The 20,895-nt window shown below is 54.1% G+C and carries 20 protein-coding genes and 1 pseudogene; 13 read left to right on the forward strand and 8 right to left on the reverse strand.

The annotated features are described in order from the left end of the window. Positions 1–138 precede the first annotated feature (138 nt). The gene (locus tag ACTCIA_RS13380; protein ID WP_463002313.1) at positions 139–855 is read left to right on the forward strand and encodes a TIGR04283 family arsenosugar biosynthesis glycosyltransferase; all 717 of its coding nucleotides are present in this window, start codon (positions 139–141) and stop codon (positions 853–855) included. A 70-nt stretch (positions 856–925) separates the two neighbouring features. Here ACTCIA_RS13380 and ACTCIA_RS13385 read toward each other — a convergent pair whose 3' ends face one another. The 3 genes from ACTCIA_RS13385 to ACTCIA_RS13395 all read right to left on the reverse strand — a co-directional run bounded on the left by ACTCIA_RS13385 (position 926) and on the right by ACTCIA_RS13395 (position 3,191). Next, entirely contained in the window at positions 926–1,408 is a 483-nt protein-coding gene (locus ACTCIA_RS13385) for a cache domain-containing protein (protein ID WP_463002314.1), read from the reverse strand. Positions 1,409–1,443: 35 nt separating this feature from the next. Further along, positions 1,444–2,013 carry an acetate uptake transporter gene (locus tag ACTCIA_RS13390; RefSeq protein ID WP_463002315.1) on the reverse strand — a complete coding sequence of 190 codons (570 nt, stop codon included), beginning with the start codon at positions 2,011–2,013 and terminating at the stop codon, positions 1,444–1,446. Positions 2,014–2,261: 248 nt separating this feature from the next. Then, positions 2,262–3,191, reverse strand: a complete 930-nt coding sequence (locus ACTCIA_RS13395; protein ID WP_463002316.1) for an epoxyqueuosine reductase — start codon at positions 3,189–3,191, stop codon at positions 2,262–2,264. Positions 3,192–3,424: 233 nt separating this feature from the next. Here ACTCIA_RS13395 and ACTCIA_RS13400 point away from each other — a divergent pair, with 233 nt between their 5' ends. From ACTCIA_RS13400 to ACTCIA_RS13440, 9 genes are all read left to right on the forward strand, one after another. Then, the gene (locus ACTCIA_RS13400) at positions 3,425–5,380 is read left to right on the forward strand and encodes a c-type heme family protein (RefSeq protein WP_463002317.1); all 1,956 of its coding nucleotides are present in this window, start codon (positions 3,425–3,427) and stop codon (positions 5,378–5,380) included. 23 nt (positions 5,381–5,403) lie between these two features. After that, complete coding sequence (locus tag ACTCIA_RS13405; protein WP_463002318.1) at positions 5,404–6,798, forward strand: sigma-54-dependent transcriptional regulator; 1,395 nt, start codon at positions 5,404–5,406, stop codon at positions 6,796–6,798. Between the two features lie 527 nt (positions 6,799–7,325). Further along, positions 7,326–9,083 carry a YeiH family protein gene (locus ACTCIA_RS13410; protein WP_463002319.1) on the forward strand — a complete coding sequence of 586 codons (1,758 nt, stop codon included), beginning with the start codon at positions 7,326–7,328 and terminating at the stop codon, positions 9,081–9,083. Between the two features lie 37 nt (positions 9,084–9,120). Then, positions 9,121–9,435 (forward strand): hypothetical protein, encoded by a 315-nt coding sequence (locus ACTCIA_RS13415; protein ID WP_463002320.1) that lies wholly within the window; start codon positions 9,121–9,123, stop codon positions 9,433–9,435. Positions 9,436–9,626: 191 nt separating this feature from the next. Then, on the forward strand, positions 9,627–11,009 hold the full coding sequence (locus ACTCIA_RS13420) for an acetate--CoA ligase family protein (protein ID WP_463002321.1): 1,383 nt from the start codon (positions 9,627–9,629) through the stop codon (positions 11,007–11,009). Between the two features lie 107 nt (positions 11,010–11,116). Beyond that, complete coding sequence (locus tag ACTCIA_RS13425) at positions 11,117–12,148, forward strand: biotin synthase BioB (protein ID WP_463002322.1); 1,032 nt, start codon at positions 11,117–11,119, stop codon at positions 12,146–12,148. A 27-nt stretch (positions 12,149–12,175) separates the two neighbouring features. Beyond that, positions 12,176–13,147, forward strand: coding sequence for an ABC transporter substrate-binding protein (locus ACTCIA_RS13430; RefSeq protein ID WP_463002323.1), 972 nt, complete (start codon positions 12,176–12,178; stop codon positions 13,145–13,147). Beyond that, a complete protein-coding gene (locus tag ACTCIA_RS13435) occupies positions 13,140–13,943 on the forward strand; it encodes an ABC transporter permease (RefSeq protein ID WP_463002324.1) in 804 nt (267 codons plus the stop codon). Before ACTCIA_RS13430 ends, ACTCIA_RS13435 begins: the two co-directional genes overlap by 8 nt. Then, a complete protein-coding gene (locus ACTCIA_RS13440) occupies positions 13,940–14,740 on the forward strand; it encodes an ABC transporter ATP-binding protein (RefSeq protein ID WP_463002325.1) in 801 nt (266 codons plus the stop codon). Before ACTCIA_RS13435 ends, ACTCIA_RS13440 begins: the two co-directional genes overlap by 4 nt. Positions 14,741–14,747: 7 nt before the next feature. Here the strand turns inward: ACTCIA_RS13440 and ACTCIA_RS13445 are convergent, their stop codons facing one another. After that, positions 14,748–15,062, reverse strand: coding sequence for a type II toxin-antitoxin system RelE family toxin (locus tag ACTCIA_RS13445; protein WP_410269214.1), 315 nt, complete (start codon positions 15,060–15,062; stop codon positions 14,748–14,750). Beyond that, the gene (locus ACTCIA_RS13450; RefSeq protein ID WP_463002326.1) at positions 15,043–15,270 is read right to left on the reverse strand and encodes a ribbon-helix-helix domain-containing protein; all 228 of its coding nucleotides are present in this window, start codon (positions 15,268–15,270) and stop codon (positions 15,043–15,045) included. Before ACTCIA_RS13450 ends, ACTCIA_RS13445 begins: the two co-directional genes overlap by 20 nt. Before the next feature lie 384 nt (positions 15,271–15,654). On the opposite strand from ACTCIA_RS13450, the gene ACTCIA_RS13455 reads away from it, so the two are divergent. The 3 genes from ACTCIA_RS13455 (at position 15,655) to pgi (ending at position 19,205) form a co-directional block, all read left to right on the forward strand. Beyond that, entirely contained in the window at positions 15,655–16,311 is a 657-nt protein-coding gene (locus ACTCIA_RS13455; RefSeq protein ID WP_463002327.1) for a flavodoxin family protein, read from the forward strand. 149 nt (positions 16,312–16,460) lie between these two features. Next, a complete protein-coding gene (glk, locus tag ACTCIA_RS13460; protein ID WP_463002328.1) occupies positions 16,461–17,477 on the forward strand; it encodes a glucokinase in 1,017 nt (338 codons plus the stop codon). Positions 17,478–17,570: 93 nt separating this feature from the next. Then, entirely contained in the window at positions 17,571–19,205 is a 1,635-nt protein-coding gene (gene pgi / locus ACTCIA_RS13465) for a glucose-6-phosphate isomerase (protein ID WP_463002329.1), read from the forward strand. Positions 19,206–19,316: 111 nt separating this feature from the next. Here pgi and ACTCIA_RS13470 read toward each other — a convergent pair. From ACTCIA_RS13470 to ACTCIA_RS13480, 3 genes and pseudogenes are all read right to left on the reverse strand, one after another. Beyond that, positions 19,317–19,628: pseudogene (locus ACTCIA_RS13470) on the reverse strand (peroxiredoxin family protein); the annotation flags it as partial. A gap of 12 nt (positions 19,629–19,640) precedes the next feature. After that, on the reverse strand, positions 19,641–19,859 hold the full coding sequence (locus tag ACTCIA_RS13475; protein ID WP_463002330.1) for a hypothetical protein: 219 nt from the start codon (positions 19,857–19,859) through the stop codon (positions 19,641–19,643). An 80-nt stretch (positions 19,860–19,939) separates the two neighbouring features. Next, positions 19,940–20,746, reverse strand: coding sequence for an RNA polymerase sigma factor (locus tag ACTCIA_RS13480; protein ID WP_463002331.1), 807 nt, complete (start codon positions 20,744–20,746; stop codon positions 19,940–19,942). Positions 20,747–20,895: the final 149 nt, after the last annotated feature.

The raw sequence follows: 20,895 nt of genomic DNA on the forward strand, positions 1-20,895 counted from the left end.
CGCAATTTCTCAGAATTTCACGTACGGATAAGTACGCTGCATTCTTCGAAATTGCGCAAGCCTTGATCTTGAACTTTTTACGGCGCCATCTGAAATCAGACTTTTTACGGTGCTATCAAATCTATGGGCGGGGAAAATATGAAAAACAAAAAAGATTTTCAGATTTTGCTGCCTCCGGCGGTTTCAATCATTGTGCCGGTTTTAAATGAGCAGGAAACCATAAACCGCACAATCGCAAATCTGGCCGGCGCGTGCAGGGGATTTAACGTTGAGATCATCATCGTTGACGGAGACCCGGCAGGGTCGACCATCAACCGGGTTGGGCGAAACCAGGTCATCACCCTTGTTGCTCCGGCCGGGCGGGCATCCCAGATGAATGCCGGGGCAAAAGCCGCCAAAGGCGGCATCCTGGTTTTTGTCCACGCAGACACGCACCTGCCGCCGGGTGCCATCGGCGATGTGCTCAGGGCCCGCAAAAGGCCGGAGATTGCCGCAGGCGCGTTTTTCCTTGGTATCGACAGCCCAAAAAGAATCTTTCGCCTGATTGAAATCCTGGCCAATGTCCGCTGCCGCCTGACCCGCATTGCCTACGGCGATCAGGCCGTGTTTGTCAAAAAACGGGTTTTTGAGCAGATCGGCGGATTTGCCCATATCCCGATCATGGAAGACATCGGGATCATGCAGCGCTTAAAGAAAAACCGGCTGGCAATCCGGCTGATCCCAAAGCCCGTGAAAACATCTGCCCGGCGCTGGGAAAAAGAGGGCCTGATTTACGGCATTGTCCGAAACAACCTGCTTTCGTGCCTGTATTATGCAGGTGTAAAACCTTCAGTGCTCAGGAGGTTTTACAAATAAATGGTCTGAAACCGGCATTGATCCGGGGTGCCGGCAGCACCCCGGATCAGAACAGCGCCGGTTTTGTTTGTCAATACATCATTCCGCTGACGTAAACCCCGGCACCCACAAACAGATCCGTATCCGGCACCCGGTAGATGTAGGTGATCTTTTTGTGCGGGGTGGATTGGCCCGGTTTGGGCCACATGTATTCCACCCAGCCTTCACCCCGGCTGCGGGCCAGATTGACGAAATGCACGAAAAGGGCTTTGTCTGTTGGGTCTGTCATCAGCAGCACATGGTCCCTTTTGGTCAGTTCGGGTTTGAAGGGATGGGCCAGCATTTTACCGTCCAGATTCATTAGAAAGACATACGAGTCCTTCCACACAAAGGGGCCCCGCTGGTCGCTGATTTTTTTAATCCCTTCCTCCAGGCCCTGGGAGTTGATAAGGGCTGCGGCTTCCCGGCACATTTCCACGCATTCTTCCTTTGTTGCCGATTCGGCGGCTGTGGCCGGAAAAGCCAGCAGCACGGCAATCAGTATTGCTGCGAGACAATAGGCATGACGGGTCATGGGTCACCTCCTGGTGATAAAAGTTTACCGCGGTTTTATTGGATCCAGGGCTTGCCCACGGGCAGCACGTCGCGGCCAAAGACCTGGGCGTAGATTACATGGGCCATCATGTACAGGGCCGAAGCAGCGCAGGCCATCAACTCGTATCCGGCGATAACCGTGAACTGATCGTAGCCGAAATGGGCAATGTCAAGAAGGATAAAACCGATTAAAAGCAGGGTGAATGTAACAGCCATGGCCGAGTGAATCCGCATGGCCGGAAACCACATGATAAAGGTGTAGATGGTCCAGCAGACCAGAAACCAGCCAACGTCCTCGGTGCTGGCATGGTAGACATTGAAGTGGTTGAGCATGAAAATGATGCCCAGCGAGATCCAGAAAGCCCCGTAGGAGCAAAACGCGCTAAAGCCGAAATTGTTGCCCACATTAAATTCCAGGTATCCGGCAATGAGTTGTGCCAGTCCTCCGAAAATAAAGGCAAGGGCCAGCACAGGGCCGACCCCGCACCAGCCGACATTGTGAAACTGAAGAATCAGGGTGGTAATACCGAATCCGGCGAGACCGACAACCGCCGGGTTCCCTTTGGGCGCATCTGCCTGGGCCATTTGTGTCCTCCTTGCTTTGAAGAGAAGTGGAAAGGAACAGGGTGATAAAAAAATATAGTACAGCCTGATGTTGACAGTTTTTATTGTAGAATCGTTGTCGCGATATTGTAATGAGTTTAATTATGAGAATGCTGTTTACGTGATTAAACGCTTCTATATCAGAGCATGATTTTTCTGTAAAGAAAAGTTGGAAAGAAGCAGGATAAAAATGTCAGGCACAAGCCCGGATGCAATCGGTTCAGGCCGGGCTATGCCAGTGGCGGGGCCGGGGGCGGCAGTTCGCCGCGTTCCAGGGCCTTTCTGGCCGATCTGACCGGAATGCCGGCTTCGCAGGGCACGCCGACCTGGCATAAGCCGCAGCCGTAGCCGTCAAAGCCATAGGTGTCTTTGACATGCTGTCGGGTTTCGGCCAGGTATTTGCGGCATTTTTCCTTGTCGTGACCGGCTTCGGTAATGGCCCGGGCAGGGCAGCGGTCAATGCATTTGCCGCAGGTGTTTTCCGCAAAAAACAGGCAATAGGCCCGGTGATGGCTGTAAAATCTGGAAGAGGGCGCAATCCGGATGCGGGCTACGACAGAGCCGGCCCGTATGGCTTTTCCCGCTGCGGTGATCAGCCCGTCGCAAAGCCCGAAAGTGCCAAGGCCGGCGGCATGGGCCGCATGCCGCTCCGACCAGCAGGAGGCATAGGAAAACTGCCGGGATTGGACAACCGTCCAGTTGGACGCCAGCATGGGGGCGACAGCGGGGTGGTCGTTGTCCCGGAGGCAGTCGGCCACGTGGCGGCGCAAGGCGGTATTAAAGGCCTCTCCGTAAATCCGGGTCCTTGCCCATTGTTCGGCGGGATATTTTCGGGCCCGGCGGTTTGCCTTGCGCACGGCTTTGCGCTGGGGCAGCACCCATGAGATCACGGTGAGCTCATCAGGACGGGCGGGACTTTGCGGGTGCTGCTGGGTGTAGATTTCCCAGGGGGTCCAGTGAAACGGGCCCACATATTCCTTGAATTGCTGCCACATGGGATCATCTCCTGCGGCAAATCCCACAAGCGCCCGGTCCCACGCCGGCTCCCCGCTGTGATCGGCCATTGTGTTTTCCGGAGAACGGGCGATAAATCCGTTGATGGATTGGCGGATCCAATCGCCGCTGTCCGGTTCTTGTTTGTCAAGGTTGCTGCCGTACATGGTGCCCCCTTCAAAGCCGTGTTAAAGGTGTTAACGATGGGAAGGATATGGATTTTGCCTCAGGATATTGCGATAATGGCATTGCGGACAACAGGTGTCAATTTCAATAAAAACCTGTCTATTGATTTTATTTTTGTTTGCGTGTAAACTATGCGGTTGCTTGGATTGATATTATATTTAATAAATACAAATAGTTATGCTTTTTATTGGCATATAAGAGGGTTGCCTGACAAATGCATCGAAGATCCATGAAAACCCGGTTTTATTTTGGCGCGGGCTGTATTCTTTTTGTTTTCTGCGGGGTTTTTTCCCTTGTTCAGTACTTTGCCCTGCGCAATATCGTCATTGACAACGTGTACCAAAACACGGAAATTTTTATCGGCACGGCCAGTGCCACCCGCAATTACGTCAAGGACGTGCTGCGGCCGCACATGGTGGAGCTGCTTTCGCCAGAAGCCTTTGTGCCCGAGGCCATGTCCACATCGTTTGTCAGCCGCGAGGTTTTAAACGGCCTTCGCGACCGGTTCCCGGATTTCTCCTATAAGCGTGCGGCCCATAATCCGAAAAATCCCGTGAACATGGCTGATTCATTTGAGATGGAAAAGCTGCGCTGGTTTCGCAATCATCCGGATACCGAGGAGTGGCGCGGCATCATTGAAAAAGACAGCAGGGCCTATTTCACCCGCATGAAAGCCATTTACGCCGAAGCCCAGTGTCTCAAATGCCACGGCAGCCCCGGCCGGGCCCCGGATGCGCTAAAGCAGATCTACGGATCGGAAAATGGTTATGATTTTGACGTGGGCGACGTGGTGGCTGCAGACACCATTTATATTCCAGTGGACGTTAGTTTTTTCAAAATCAAGGAAACCGCCTGGATGATGTTTATTGTGGCGGCAACCGCGCTTTTTTCTCTTCTCGGGCTTTTTGTGCTTTTGTTTAACCGCACCGTGGTCACCGATCTCAAGGGGGTGCTGACACGGTTTAAAACCATATCCGGTCACGCAGTGGCCGAGCCCCGGCTGGAATACAACGGGCATAACGATGAACTCGAACAGGTGAAATGGGCTTTTGAGGACGTGGCCTCGGATCTGAAGGTCACCCATGATACCCTGCGGGCCTCTGAGTCCAAGTTCCGCCTGTTGTTTGAAAGCTCCCAGGACGCCATCCTGATCCTTGACGGCCACACCCGGATGAAGGACATCAATCCGGCGGGACTTCAGTTTTTCGGGTTTTGCGACAAGGATGAGGCCCTGTCCATTGAGACCTGTTTTCAGCTGTTCTGGGACACGCGGGATGCGGCCGGCTTCTGGGAGGAAATCAACGAAAAGGGGTTTGCCAGGGGCCTTGAGCTGCCGCTTGTGGACCGAAACGGCAAAAAGCTGACCGCCATTGTTTCAGCCTCAAGGCGGGTGGATGAAAACGGCCGGTCGGAGGGCATTTACATGATGCTCACCGATACCACGGAAAAGCGCAGGATGGAAAAATACCTGGCCCAGACTGAAAAACTGGCCTCCATCGGCCAGCTGGCATCCGGCGTAGCCCATGAAATCAACAATCCCCTGGGAGTGATCCGGTGTTATGCCAATCTCATCGCCAGGAGCCGGGCCGAAGATGTGCAGGTGATGCAGGATTTGCAGATTATCCAAAAGCATACGGATCAGTGCAAATCCGTGGTGGAGGCGCTGCTCAATTTTGCCCGGGTCTCAGAGCCCAGAAAGGCGGCCGCGGATGTGCGCGCCTGCCTGGAAGAGGTGCTTTCCGTGCTGGAAGTGCAGTTCCAAAAAAGCAGTATTGAAATCCGCCGCAGCTTTGCCGATGATCTGCCCCATGTGACCCTGGATGCGGCCAAAATGAAACAGGTGTTTATGAATCTGTTGATCAACGCCCGTCAGGCCATGGAAGATAAGGGCACGCTGACGGTTTCCGTGCAGCCGGAGCCGGACAAAAACATGCTCTCCCTTACCATTTCCGATACAGGGGCGGGCATTTCCGATCTTCACATTGACCGGATATTTGACCCGTTTTTTACCACCAAGGGGCCGGGCAAGGGCACGGGCCTGGGCCTTTCGGTGAGCTACGGCATTATCAAGCAGCATGGCGGCGATATTGTTGTTGAAAGCGCGCCGGGCAAGGGCACCGCCTTTACCATTTTTCTGCCCCTGGATGATGACGGCCGCGACTGCCGGTGAATGGATAATCAAAAGGATTGTAAATGTCAGATACCATACTTGTTGTTGATGACCAGACCGATCTGCTCCTGGGTCTGGAGCGCACCCTGGCCATGGAGTTCGGCTGCCGGGTACTGACTGCCGAAGGCGGAGCCCGGGCCCTGGAAGTGCTTGAAAAAGAGCCGGTGGATGTGGTGCTGGCCGATATCTGCATGCCGGGCATGGACGGCATTGAACTGCTAAAGCGCATCAAGGAGGCCGATTCCTCCATTACCGTGATCATCATGACCGCTTACGGCACCATTGAAACCGCGGTACAGGCCATTCGGGAAGGTGCTTTTGATTTCATCCAGAAACCCCTGGATGAAGACCGCCTGATTCACCTGCTGAAAAACGGCCTGGAATACAACCGCCTGGTGCGTGAAAACAACCGGCTAATGGAAAGATTGTGTGAAAAAGCCCTGTTTGAAAACATGATCGGCAACAGCCCGCCCATGCAGAAGGTGTTTCAGACCATCCAAATGCTGGCCCGCACGGATGTCACCGTGCTGGTCCGGGGCGAGACCGGCACCGGCAAGGACATGGCCGCCAGGGCCGTGCACGGATTGAGCGCCCGGAAAAACGCCCGGATGGTAACGGTCAACTGCCCGGCACTGCCGGAAACCATCCTGGAAAGCGAGCTTTTCGGCCATCGCAAAGGCGCCTTTACCAGCGCCAACCAGGACAAAAAGGGCCTGTTTGATCAGGCCCACGGCGGCACAATCTTTCTTGATGAAATCGGGGACTTGTCTTTGCCCGTGCAGACCAAGCTGCTTCGGGTGCTGGAAGACAAACAGGTCATGCCCCTGGGCGACAGCCAGAGCCACGAGGTGGATGTGCGCATTATCACCGCCACCAACCAGAACCTGGAGGAAAAGATCCAAAAGCGCGAATTCCGGGAAGACCTGTATTACCGGTTAAACGTGGCGTCCCTGCACATGCCGCCGTTAGCCGATATCCGTCAGGATATCCCGCTTCTGGCCGATCATTTTGTCAAAAAGATCGCCTGTGAAAACAACGCAGACCCCAAAGTCCTGGCCCCGGAAGTGGTGGATTATCTGCTAAACCGGAACTGGCCCGGAAATATCCGGGAGCTGGAAAACACCATCCGGGGATGGTGCGCCCTGACCGCCGATTCCATCATCACCCTGGCCCATACAGGAAAAACCCCTGAATCCCGGGTTCAGACTCCGGATGTACGCCAGGTGGACGTGACCCGGCCTTACAAGGATCTCAAGGCAGAGATTATTGACAGCTTTACCCTTGATTACCTGTGCCGGCTGCTGGCCCACACCAGCGGCAATATCAGCCTGTCGGCCCAGATCAGCGGAATCAAGCGCCAGTCCCTGCAGAAAATCATCAAGCGCTACAACGTGTCTGTGGATCAATACCGGTCATAGGCCGGCAAAACCCGGCCGCAGCCCCATTTTTATCCGATCCCGGATGACGCAGCAAAGCGGCACTGCCACCTTCAGGCGGCAGTGCCGCTTTTTTGCGGACCCGACTCCTTAACCTTCCCTGATTTTAAAGAAATCCAGTTTGCTGGACAGCTTTTGCTGACATGCCATGGTTTGTGGTTCCATGCCGCCCAAAGGCGGCAGTTTAGGAAAGAACAATGGTGTCCTTTGCTTTAAATTAAATAAAATCAAAATGTTAAAAATAGAGATGCAATTTGGCACCTTTATTGCTCTTAAGAGCGGCGAAAAATTGCAACCCTATAATTCGTGCCTGTTCAGCCATGCCGGGCAGGCACCTCATTTTTTTTATTTGATGGAATCGTAAAAAGGCCCAAATCGGATATAACCGCTAATCAATGAACAAATAACTTATTGATTTTACTTAACACTTAATCACTTAAAACTTAACACTGCCTGTAAAAAAGACTTTTTACAGGCTCATCTTTATTTCAATTTTTAAGGAGGAAAAAGTGGTCGAAAACATTGAACAAAGAAGTCCCGACGATGAAGTGGTAATGGACAAGCCCACCAGCCAGTGGTCTGATTTATGGAAAAAAGAAGATTACATGGCCATATGGCTCGGGTTTTTTATTCTGCTGGTGGGAGTGCTGATTTATTTCAACAATGCGCCTTCCGGAATGGACCAGACCATTTCCAGCGCCAATGCCACACTGGAAGAGCAGGCCGACCGGGCACCGTTTAAAACCATTGAATGGTACCAGGCCATGGACGCCAAATCAAAGCTCAAAGCCACCGGCTCATCCATCGGCAAAACCATCAAGGAGTTTACCAGCAAGCCCCAGGGCTGGAGCGGCAACCCGGTGCATGCCTTCTACATGAGCGAGGAAACCGCCGGTGAAATCCGCAGGAAGGCATCTGTGAAATACGAGGCCGCCAGCCAGAGAGCCGAAGCCGCTCTGGAAGAGGCCAAACAGGCCCAGCAGGCTGCGGCAGCCGCGAATTTTAACAACGAATCGTTAAATGAGCAGGCCACCGATGAGATCATTCAATGGCGCGAGGCCAAAGCAAGTGCATCGTCTGCAAAAAAGAAAGTCGGGGTTTCGGCGTATAACCAGATCCCCCATCTTATTGGCCTGATGATTGTGCTGGCTGTGTTTTTCGGCATCGGCATGAAGTTTATGGGAAAATCCTTTGGCCAGTTTGTAAAGGGTTTTTTGTTTGTGTTTCTGATTGCGATTCTGGCCTATACCGCTGCAAGCAATGCCACCATGAAGCATTACGGCATCGGCTATGCCGCCTGGGCCATTTTGTTCGGCCTGATTATCAGCAACACCGTGGGCACGCCCAAATGGGTCATGCCTTCGGTGCAGACCGAATATTTCATCAAAACCGGCCTTGTGCTGCTGGGTGCTGAAATTCTTTTCGGAAAGATTCTTTCCATTGGCGTTCCCGGAATCTTTGTGGCCTGGGTGGTTACGCCCACTGTGTTGATCACCACCTATATTGTGGGCCAGAAACTCATCCGGATTCCCTCAAAAACCCTGAACATGACCATCTCAGCCGACATGTCCGTGTGCGGTGTGTCTGCTGCCATTGCAACGGCTGCGGCCTGCCGGGCCAAAAAAGAGGAGCTGACCCTGGCAGTAGGGTTGTCTCTTGTGTTTACTTCCATTATGATGATTTTGATGCCGGCTTTTATCAAGGCCGTGGGCATGCCCGAGATCCTGGGCGGCGCCTGGATGGGCGGCACCATTGACGCCACCGGCGCGGTTGCCGCAGCCGGGGCGTTTCTCGGCGAGCGGGCCCTGTATACGGCGGCCACGATCAAGATGATCCAGAACGTGCTTATCGGGGTTATCGCATTCGGGGTTGCTGTTTACTGGTGCGCCAAAGTGGACTGCGCCCCGGGCCAGCGGGTTTCGGCCGTGGAGATCTGGCACCGGTTCCCGAAGTTTGTCATCGGGTTTATCACCGCATCCATCGTGTTTTCTTTCATGTATTCGAGCATGGGCGCAGACGTGTCCTACGCGGTTATTGATCACGGCGCACTGCGGGGCATGTCCAAGATTTTCCGGGGCTGGTTTTTCTGCCTGGCCTTTGTGAGCATCGGGCTGGCCACCAATTTCCGGGAGCTCAAGGAATATTTCAAGGGCGGAAAGCCGCTGATTCTTTATATCTGCGGCCAGACCCTGAACTTGTGCCTCACGCTTTTGATGGCATACATCATGTTCTACAAGGTGTTTCCGGAAATCACCGCAAGAATCTGATCGCTCAATTTAGGTAATCATAAAAAGGATATCAGTTATGGCGATTTGCCGGAACAAATCAAATGACCCGGGCCCGGGCGCAGGCGTTGAAAATGCGCCCGGGGGTCTGCGGGGTGTTGTCAGGCTTCTGGTGAGCATGGGATTGATTTACATGTTTATGTTTCATCTGGGCCCGGCCCTGGAACAAGGCGCGTGGATCAAGCCCATGGCCGATTTCATCGAGGAGCGAAACATTGAATCCAGCATGTATTTCTACACTGAGGTCGAAGAGTTCTCCGATGCCCGGTTAAACTGGCAGCACACCATGACCTATGCGCCCCGGGCGTTGACAGAACCGGCGCTTTGCCCCTAAAATCCTCCCTCAAACGACCGGGCGGCAAATTTGTCGCCCGGTCTTGTCTTTTCTTGAAAAATCCTCCGGGTATCATATACTGATGGCACCGTAAAAAGCTTTTTGCCGCGTCCGCTGTTTTTACAGGAAGGAAGCCTTTCGGCCGGGAGCCGATATCTGCGTGAAACCCTGAGACCATCAGGAAGGTCAAATTGAGACAAAAATCACTTTTTTCCCAACTCGATGAATTGTTTCACCCCGCAAGCGTGGCCATTGTGGGCCTGCCCCAGGGCATGAAGACCGGAAAGCTCTTTTTGCTCGCCTTACAGGACATGGGCTTTGCCGGCCCCATTTATCCGGTCAACCCCAATGCGGAAACCATTGACGGCCTTGCATGCTACCCGGATGTGGCTTCCATTGACGCCCCTGTTGATCTGGCCATCGTGCTGGTGGGCCGGGACGCCGGCCCGGAGGTGGTCCGGCAGTGCGCGGAAAAAGGGGTAAAGGCGGTGGTGTTGTTTACCGCGGGCTACAGGGAGAGCGGTAGTGAAAATGGCCGGCGCATGGAAGCCGAAATGGTGGCCACAGCCCGTGCTGCGGGCATGCGCCTGTTCGGGCCCAACTGCATGGGCCTTTACGTGCCCGCTTCCGGGCTTTCCTTTTTTCCGGGATTGTGCCGAAAGCCCGGGCGTCTGGGACTGATTTCCCATTCCGGATCCCTTGCCAACATCATCGGCCGGGAGGCGGAAAAAAAGGGCCTGGCCTTCAGCAAGGCCGTGAGCCTGGGAAACGAGGCCGATGTCCAGAGCGCGGATCTGCTTTCTTATTTTGCCCGGGACCCGGAAACTGATGTGATCGGCGCCTATCTGGAGGGCATCACCGACGGCCGGTATTTTTTTGACGCCCTGCAAACCGCGGCTGCGGCAAAACCCGTGGTCCTGTGGCGGGTGGGCCTGACAGCCGAAGGCGGCCGGGCGGCATCTTCTCACACCGGTGCCATGGCCGGATCACAGCGGGTCTGGCAGGGCCTGATGCGCCAGTGCAATGCAGTGCCTGTTGAAGGCTGGGACCAATGGGTGGATACCATGATGGCCTTTTATCTGCTGCCGCCGGTATCGGGCCGGCGCATGGCCATTATTTCCGGTCCCGGCGGCCTGGCGGTTTCCGCAGCCGAGGCCGTGGGCCGCCAGGGCCTGGAACTTGCCGGGTTGTCGGAAAACACAAAAACGCGCCTGGCAAAATATGTGCCGCCCACTGGCACCAGTCTGTCCAATCCCGTGGATGTGAGTCTTAACGCGCATATGGACATGAATATTTTTGCCAGGGCCGCGGAAATTACGGCTGCAGATGCCGGCGTGGACGCGGTTTGCGTCATTGGCTCAGGCCTGGATGAAAACACCAACAACGCCTATATCCAGGCCATGATCCGGACACAGCAATCATCGGGCAAGCCGTTTCTCATCGTGGGCATTGCCGGCATGCCCGCAGATACCGGCCCGCGCCTGTGCAGCGCCGGGGTGCCGTTTTTTAAGACCCCGGAAAGGGCCATGGCCGCATATGCCCGGGTGGCCGGCTATTATGGCCGCCGGACATAAACCCGCCTTATTTGTTGAAACTATCTGGCCTTGTGTCTATTGTTTGAAACAGTGCTGAACAATAAACAGGCTGTTTTATCTGCATCCATGCAAGGCAAAGGAGAGGTATGGGCTGGAAAATTAAACCGAAAATCGAAGAGATTCTGAAAAAAGCCATGGATTTCAACGGCATTGACCAGCCGGAAGCCATTGCGCTCATGCATTTGGATCTGGATTCCCGGGAAACCTATGCCCTGATGCACACAGCCAACCAAATGAGCCGGCAGCAGTTTGGATTAAAGGGGGAAAACCATTTTCATATAGGTGTCAACGTGGAGCCCTGCCCCTTGAACTGCCTTTTTTGTTCCCTGACGGAAAAAGCCGGAATCTTTACGGAAAAAATTGAGTTTTCCATTGACGATATTCTGCAGTGGGCCCGGATCGGAGCGGAAAACCAGGCAGATGCCTTAAACATCATGACCACCGGCACCTATTCCTTCAAGCGATTGCTGGAGGTTGGAAAGCTTTTGAAAAAAACAGTGTCCGTACCGCTTGTGGCCAATACCCGGGATATCACCCACAAAGAAGGCGAGCAGCTTTTGGATGCGGGTTTTGTGGGGGCCTATCACGCCGTGCGCCTGGGCGAAGGCAAGGATACCCCCCTTCAGGTGGAAAAGCGGATCCAGACCATCCGGGTGCTAAAGGATGTGGGCCTGCAATGGATGAATTGCGTGGAACCGGTGGGGCCCGAACACCAGATTGAGGAAATTGTGGACCGGATGTTTCTGGCCCGCCAATATGGGGCCACCTACAGCGGGGTCATGCGCCGGATCAATTTTTCCGGATCGCCCATGGAAAAACACGGCATGATCACGGAGCGGGAAATGGCCCGCATGGTGGCTGTCAGCCGTCTGATCATGGGGGATGTGCCCCGGGCCCACTGCACCCACGAACCGCATACCGCCTCTCTGATGGCCGGGGCCAACCTGTTTTTCCCGGAAGTGGGCTCAAACCCCCGGGACGGTGCAGATCAGGTGGGCGGCGGCCGGGGCCGGTCTTTGCAGCTCACCGCACAGATTCAAATGGAAATGGGCCTGGACCCGATGCTGCCGTCCAATTGTTTTGCCCGCTCCGTCCGGGCAGCAGGTGCTCAATTGTAGCCATTTTGACAAGAAAAGGGAAGAGACATGCGACCTGAGCCCCTGATCAAAGCCATCCTCATCATTGCCGTCTGTCTGGGCCTGGCTGCGGCCGGCCCCGATGCTGTTTGTGCCGATGAATTGCGCATCGGGACATGGAAGACCGCCCAGACCATTGCCCCGTTTTACTATGGCGATTTTGTTTCCAAGAAGGATAAGATCAACGTTTATCCATTCACCAATCCGGCGGATCAGAAAAACGCCCTGCTGGCCGGAAGCCTGGATATGTGCGGCACCACCGTGGCCCATGCCATCCACTCGGCATCCATGGGACAGCCGGTGGTGATGGTGGCCGCGCTTTGCAATAAATGTTCGGCCCTTGTGGTCAGAAAAAATGCCGGCATTGAAACGGTTGCGGATTTGAAGGGAAAACGCATCGGCTATGTTCCCGGCACCATGCACGAGATCTTGCTGCGCGAGACCCTGAGCCGCAGCGGGCTTTCCGTGAAAACCGATGCTTCCCTGCTGCGCATTGATTTTTTCGACATGGGGCTGGCCCTTTCCCGGGGCAGCATTGACGCTTTTCTCTCCGGGGAGCCCTTTCCCGCACAGGCTGTGGAAAAGGGCTACGGCAAAATTCTGGCCTATCCCTATTATGATGAGGCCGTGGGCGACATTAACGCCGGCATGCTGGTCACCAGGAATTTTGCGCAAAAACATCCTCAAAAGGTGCAAAAGATGGTCACGGCCCATGCCCGGGCCACCCGGTATCTTGCCCGCCACCCGGACCAGTGGCTGAAGCGGGCATCCAGGTTTGGCACCCAAAAATCCATCCTGGAAAAGGCCGCGGCCAACATGGAACTGGCCTGGGACATGGATGCGGTGTTTGTCAGCCGGGTCAAAGCCCTGGGAGAACGGATGGCGGCTTTGGGCATGATTCGCCGGCAGCCGGATTACAAGGAATTGATCGATTTGTCTTTTGTCCGGCAGGCCCGAAAAGAGATCAGCACTGATGAATGATGCCGGAAAATCGCGGGCCGGTATCAATGGGGTGCTGCCCTGGATACTGCCGGCAAGTCTGATCCTGGCATGGCTGGCAGCCGCTGAACTGCGCCTTGTGCCGCCATACATCCTGCCGCACCCCAAAGAGATTATCGATGCCGGTTATATTTATATTTTCAGCGGTCCGGATACGGGCATGTACGCAGGCCGTTTTTTTGCTGATGCAAAAGCCAGTCTGATCCGGGTATTTGCCGGATTTGCAATTGCCGCGGCAGTGGGCATCCCCCTGGGAGTGATGTCCGGGCGGCTGCCGGTTGTGGATCGGCTGCTGAGCACCTCGGTTAACGGCATACGCGCGGTTCCGGGAATCAGCTGGCTGCCCCTGGCCCTGATCTGGTTTGGCATCGGCATGAAAACCACGGTGTTTCTCGTGTCCCTGGCCGCTTTTTTCCCCATCTACATCAATTGCGCCGGCGGAGTCCGCCAGGTGAGCCCTGTGCTCCTGCGGGCCGGGGCCATGATGGGGGTCCGCCGCCTGCGCGGAACCTTTGCGATCCTTCTGCCCGGGGCCATGCCTTCTCTGGTATCCGGACTGCGTCTGGGGCTGGGCATTTCCTGGGCCTACCTGGTTCTCGGAGAGCTTACGGGCGTGCAGAACGGGCTCGGGGCCGTGATCATGGACGCCCGCATGGTGGGCCGCACGGATGTCATCATCGTCGGTATTGTCATCATTGCCGTGATCGGACGAATATCTGACCAACTGCTTACAGGATGTTTGCGGCTCTGCTTTAAAAGCGCCAGGAGATCGGCATGACAACGCAATTAAAAGTGCTTTCCGCCGGGAAGCCGTCGGATGCCGGAAAAACCCCGATTCTTGAAGTCCGTGACCTGGGGCTGCATTTTACGGTCAACGGCGCTGTGCTGCCGATTCTCGAAAACATCGGGCTTTGTGTGCAGCCCGGGGAAATGATCTGTGTTCTGGGGCCCAGCGGATGCGGAAAAACCACCCTGTTAAATGTGCTGGCCGGGTTTTTAAAGCCGGGCACCGGGCAGGTCCTGACCCACGGCCGGCCCATATCCGGTCCCGGCCCGGACAGGTGCGTGGTTTTCCAGGAGGACGCACTTTTCCCCTGGCTGACAGTGGCGGAAAACATCGGCTTTGGATTAAAAGGCAAAAGCTTTTCCCGCCGGCAGCGACAGGAAATGGTGGAGCGCTATCTCAACCTGGTCGGTCTTTTGCCCTTTGGCGGCTATCTGCCCTCTGAAATTTCCGGCGGGATGCGACAGCGGGTGGCCCTGGCGCGGGTGCTGATCCTGGAGCCCGCAATTCTGCTCATGGACGAGCCTTTTGTGGCCCTGGATTCCCAGACCCGCCAGGAGATGCAACAGCTGCTGTTAAGCCTCTGGAAGCGATTTTCCCACACTGTCGTGTTTGTCACCCATGATGTCCGGGAAGCCGTCACCCTTGCCGACCGGGTGGTCATGATGGACAAAAACCCCGGGCGGGTGAAAAAAGTGGTTGAAATGGATCTGCAAAGACCCCGGGACCCGGCGGGCGATCTTTTCCACAGGCAGTGCGGGCGATTGGATGACCTGCTGCGAAGAAGATAAGCGGTAATTACTCCTGCAAAAGATGGTTTTGTCTTTTTTCCATCAAAAGATAGGCTTCTCTGCGGTGACAGATGCCCAGGACAAAAATCTCATTGTCCTCCACCCTAAACACGATGCGATAATCCCCGACCCTGAGCTTCCGGTAGTTTTTCAGCGTTTTGCGCAGGGGTTCTCCATACTCCTGGGGGGCTGCCAGAAGGCGGGTTTCTATGGCCCGTTTCACCCGTTTCCGGATGTCATTATTGAGTTTCGGAATATCGCGCTTCTTCACATCAGGATGATAGAGAAGGGAAAACGACACGCTATTGCCACACTTCTTCATGTGTCAGTGCCCTGTCGCGGTCAAAATCCTCATCGCGCCGGGCGGCAAAATCGGCCAGAGCCCGGTCTTCGCGCAGCTCCAGGGCTTCCCTGGCCAGATCACGCATCAGCATGGACAAAGACAATCCCTGTTCTTCGGCAAGCTCATGCAGGGCGTTGTATAAGGGCTTTTCCAGTACAACATTGATTCTGGGATTTTTTGAAGGCATGTGAAACCTCTTTTTTCAAATATTTTTCTTGTAGTGTTACACTTATGCCTCACCATGTCAAGCACTGCTTTCAGACAACTTCTAAAATTGCATCCCGGATCTTTGCCGGTTCAAAAACCACATCAAAGCACCCGCCTCCGAATCCGCCGGCTTCATTTACCGACTGGATCCAGTTTTGTATGGCCGTGCGTTTTGCAATAAATATTTGCAATTACGTAATTGTATGGTTAAACTGGAAACATAAAATTGCTCGTAAGTTGTCATGACCTGCGGCTTTCACCTTTTTATCGCTGATCGTCAAAAAATGGAGTGTTTTTTTTGCTCCGCCAAAAAGAAATGGTTGAAGCAGGAAACATCCTGTAAACTCAAGACAAGGAGGTTTAAATGAAAGTTTTGGGCGTATCCGGATCGCCGATTGAAAACAGCAACACGGACCGTGCTGTTAAAACCGTGTTGGGAGCCACGGGCGCGGAAACAGCGTTTTTTAAGCTCAGCGAGCTTGAAATCGAACCCTGCCGCGCCTGCCTGGGATGCGTGGATACAAACGAATGTGTTATCGGCGATGACGGCAATATGCTGGCGGAAAAAGCCAAACAGGCCGATGGCCTCGTAATCGGCGGGTATACCCCTTATTCCAGCATTGACGCCCGGACCAAGGCGTTTCTCGAAAGGCTGTATCCGCTCCGGCACAAGCATGGATTCATGAGCGGAAAATCCGGCGTGGCCGTGGTGACATGCGCGATCCCGCAAGACTGTGAAGGCATGCCCCCGGCCTGCGAAAGCGGTGCCAACAGCATCTTTTATTATATGATGGAAGAGGGTATGAATTTTCTGGGATCCGTGAAAATCCAGGGAAACATTCCCTGCATTAGCTGCGGCTACGGCGATGCATGTGAGATGGCCGGGCTTAAGATGATTTTCGGCCCGGAGGCCTCTGTGGATACAGTGGGCGTAAATACATTTGAAACCCAGGCCGAGGCGGAAAAAGCCGCCAGGAAACTGGGTGCCGGCCTGCGGGATGCCATCATGAAACAAGCCTGACCCATGCAGATAAAATAACAAGCGTTGGTTTTTGTCATTGCCCGGGTTTGGGACTATGGTTTTAAACAGTGGTTTTAAACAGTTGCAGACCATACAGGACTCATGTATCATATAAAGATGGGTCAAAACCAGGGGCAACCGGAGCGCTTATGGGATATGGCATTGAAAAAGACATTACGGTTCTGGCCGGTGATATCGGCGGGACCAAGACGGAGCTGGCCGTATATGCCTCCCAAAACGGCCTTCGCCGGCCCCTGGTAAAGGAAAAATTCCCGAGCCGGGATTATTCGGGCCTTGAAGCCATTATAGAAAAATTTCTGTCAACCCGGAATATCCATATTGATCGGGCCGCCTTTGGCGTGGCCGGCCCGGTTGTGGGCGGGCGGGCAAAAATCACCAATCTGCCCTGGGTTATGGAAGAATCCGCACTTGCACAAACCCTCGGGATTCAATCCGTCTGCCTGCTAAATGACGTAACCGCTTTTGCAAACGCAGTTGCGGTGCTGACTGAAGACGATCTGCACGTGATATACGCGGCAAGCCCGGAGACAGGCGGAACCATGGCTGTTGTGGCCCCGGGCACGGGTCTTGGAGAGGCGTTTCTGACCTGGGACGGAACAGGCTACCGGGCTTTTGCCTCTGAAGGCGGGCACACCGATTTTGCGCCTACAGGCCCGGGGCAAACCGGACTGCTTGCGTTTCTGGCAAACCGTTATGACCATGTCAGCTATGAGCGCGTGTGTTGCGGCATGGGCCTGGCCAATATTTACGCGTATTTGAAACATACCGGGCATACCGGAAATCCGGATTGTCCGGCTGAACAAATTCCCGCAGAACAAGATCCGGTGCCGGAGATTATCCGGGGTGCATTGGACAAAAACCAGCCTTGCAATCTTTGCCAAAAAACCCTTGAAATGTTTGTCTCTGTTCTGGGCGCAGAAGCCGGAAACATGGCGTTAAAGACAATGGCCACAGGCGGCATCTATCTTGGCGGCGGCATACCGCCCCGGATTTTACCGCTTCTGGAAAGCGGGGCTTTTTTGGATGCTTTTGTGCGCAAGGGCCGGATGAGTGAACTCATGAAAAAAATACCGGTTTACGTGATTCTGCATTCCGAGGCGGCCCTGCTGGGTGCGGCGCGCCATGCAATGACGGCCCCGGGATAAAACAAGGAAGACTGCGGGCCAGGCAAGACTTGCCAGGATGTCATGGCATCCATGAGCAGGACGCTGAAGCAAAAAAGCAAAAGGAGCACAAACATGACCACACGCATCCCGTATCTTACGGCACGGCCGGCCTGGAAGGCCCTGGAAAGCCACTTTAATGACATTGGTGACCTGCATCTGCGCACGCTGTTTGCAGACGATCCAGAGCGCGGCCAACGCCTGACAGCCGAAGCGGCAGGGCTGTACCTCGATTACTCGAAAAATCGCGTCACTGATGAAACCATGGGGCTATTGCTGGAGCTGGCAAAACAGTCCGGACTGGAGGACCGGATTGAGGCCATGTTTTCCGGTGAAAAAATCAACATAACGGAAAACCGCGCTGTTCTGCATGTGGCCCTGCGCGCTTCGCGCCAAACCGCCATCATGGTTGACGGCGAAAATGTTGTTGATCATGTACATGCGGTCCTTGACAAGATGGCGGATTTTTCCAGCCGGGTCCGAAGCGGTGAATGGAAAGGGCACACCGGCCGGCGGATTTACAATATCGTCAACATCGGCATCGGCGGATCGGATCTCGGCCCGGTTATGGCCTATGAGGCGCTTAAGCATTACAGCGACCGGTCCATGAATTTCAGGTTCGTGTCCAACATTGACGGCACGGATGTGACAGAGACCCTCCGTGACCTGGACCCGGCCGAAACCTTGTTTATCATTGCTTCCAAGACGTTTACCACCCAGGAAACCATGACCAACGCGCAAACCGCGCGGGAGTGGCTGATCAAGGGCCTTGGCGGCGACAGTGATGCCGTGGCCCGCCATTTTGTGGCAGTATCCACAAATGCAGACAAGGTGGCGGAATTCGGCATTGACACGGCCAATATGTTCGAGTTCTGGGACTGGGTCGGCGGGCGTTATTCCATGGCCTCGGCCATCGGCCTGTCCACAATGGTTGCCATCGGCCCGGATGGCTTTCGCAGCCTGCTCGACGGCATGCGGCAGATGGACGAGCACTTCCGCACCGCTGCTTTTGAGCACAATCTCCCGGTGCTCATGGGGCTGCTGACCGTGTGGTACACGAACTTTTTCGGCGCACAGAGCGTCGCAGTCCTGCCTTACGAGCAGTACCTGAACCGGTTTCCGGCTTACCTGCAGCAGTTGACCATGGAGAGCAACGGCAAGCACGTCACCCTCGACGGTACTGTGGTCGACTACCAGACCTGTCCCGTGTACTGGGGTGAGCCCGGCACCAACGGCCAGCATTCCTTTTATCAACTTATCCACCAGGGAACCCGGCTCATACCCTGTGATTTTATCGCATTCGGCCAATCGCTCAACCCTGTGGGGCAACATCACGACATTCTCATGGCAAATGTTTTTGCCCAGGCCGAGGCCCTGGCCTTTGGCAAGACACCCGCGGAAGTCAGGGCAGAGGGCACGCCGGACTGGCTGGTGCCGCACCGGGTCTTTGACGGCAACCGGCCGTCAACCACGATTCTCGCCGGGCGGCTTACCCCGGAAACGCTCGGAAAACTCGTTGCCCTCTACGAGCACAGCGTGTTTACCCAGGGCGTGATCTGGAACATTGACTCATTTGACCAGTGGGGTGTGGAACTGGGCAAACAACTCGCCACCCGCATCCTGCCTGAACTTGATACAAAAAACGAGTCCGGGGCCGGACACGACAGTTCAACTAATAATCTGATCCGGCGCTACCGGGAGATGAAATAACTGTCCGGGTTATTCCCCGGACAGTGAGTAAAAACAAGAAAAACAGCAATGCATGCGTCCTGCAGATTCCGGGGGCCGGGCAAAGGCGGCCCCATAAAATTCAAGTGATGATCACAGTTGTTCGTCGATTGCTTTCAAAAGTGTCTCTGTCTGGTCTTTTAAAAGAGAAATACCTTTATTTTTCCTGTAGACGATCTTTCGGTCCTTGTTCACAATGATGTATACCCGGCTGGCCGCAGGAAATAGCCAATGATCCGCATTGTAGGTCCTGGTTACTTTTCCGTCCTCGTCTGAGAGGAGCGTGAGATCGTCAAGACCGTGTTTTTTGATAAATTTCCGATGCGATGCCACCGAGTCATAGCTGATTCCCAGAACCTTGATTTGCCGCGATTCAAATTCACTGATGTTTTGTTGAAACTCAACAAATTCAGCAGTTCAGTTTCGGCTGTCGTCTTTTGGGTAAAAAGCGATCACTGCGCCCTGGTAATTTTCCAGTGTATCGCTTAAGCCCACAAGGTTTCCGTCCTGATCCGGCAGGGTGAAATCATGAGCAAGATCATTGATTTCATGGGGTTGTTTGTCCCCGCCCAAAGAAGCACAGGCGGTGAGAAATAAAAAGAAAATGAAAAGCAAAGACAACTTCCTGATCGGCATTCCCCTATCTCCTTTTTTTTGCATTTTTTACCAGTAAATCCATCTATCGGACAGATGCGCCCAAACCGGGCGCAATGCTTTCAAAGATTGAAAATTTCCCGGAACGTCCGGTGCTGCAGGATATCCCGGAGCCATCGGGTTGTATCCGGGGGATCGTAAAACGGCTGCTGCTGGTACAGATCCAAAAATGGTTCATAATAAAGGGCCCTGAATTGCTTGTATTTTTTTGTTACAACGTCTTTGACAGTGGGCCTGGAAGGATGGTGGAATCTTAGCTTTTTCGGATCCGCCATTCCAAGGCTGAGAAATGCGGTTACTTTGTTGGCGCAGCAGCAGGGATTTTTCGAATCGATTTGCCCGCAGAAATCATTCACATGCGGACTGATCTTTTTTCTTGCCCGGGAAAGTATCTTTCTGAAATTGACCTTTGAAATCTCCATGATTTCGCTTCCCTCGGTATCCGGGATACCGAAAATGCCGCCAAGGATGAAAACCATGCGTTCCTTGCGGCTCAGGCACATGATCATCCCAGTCATGCAGCCGATTTTGATCTCCTCTTCAAGCAGATGTTTTTCCGGATGACAACAGGCCCTGTCCTCAGGCAGTTTTTCAATAAGAGAGACATAGGTTTCAATGTCATTGATCCTGTACTCGAATTTCTTCTTCTTCATGGTCAGCACGTGATTTACTGTTATCCGGTAAATCCATGTCCGAAACGCCGCCTTGTCCGGATCATAGGAAGGCAGTGCCTTGATTGCCTTGATCAGGATTTCCTGGGTGATATCGCTGGCATCGTCGTGGTCCATCACCATTTTAAATGCGATATTGTATATCCATGCCTGATGGCGCAAAACCAGTTTTTCGAGCGCAGTTTGAGATCCCTGCATGGAATCTTCTACAAGCTGAAAATCGGTTTCCCCGACGTCGTGTTTTTCTGTAAATAGTGCCTGTCCGAAAACTATTATTTTCTAGATTTGCGCGGCAGCGGGCGGGGCCCCCGAGACAGCTAAACAATGGTTCAGAACAATATAGCTCC

The organism is Desulfosalsimonas sp., from assembly GCF_055149105.1.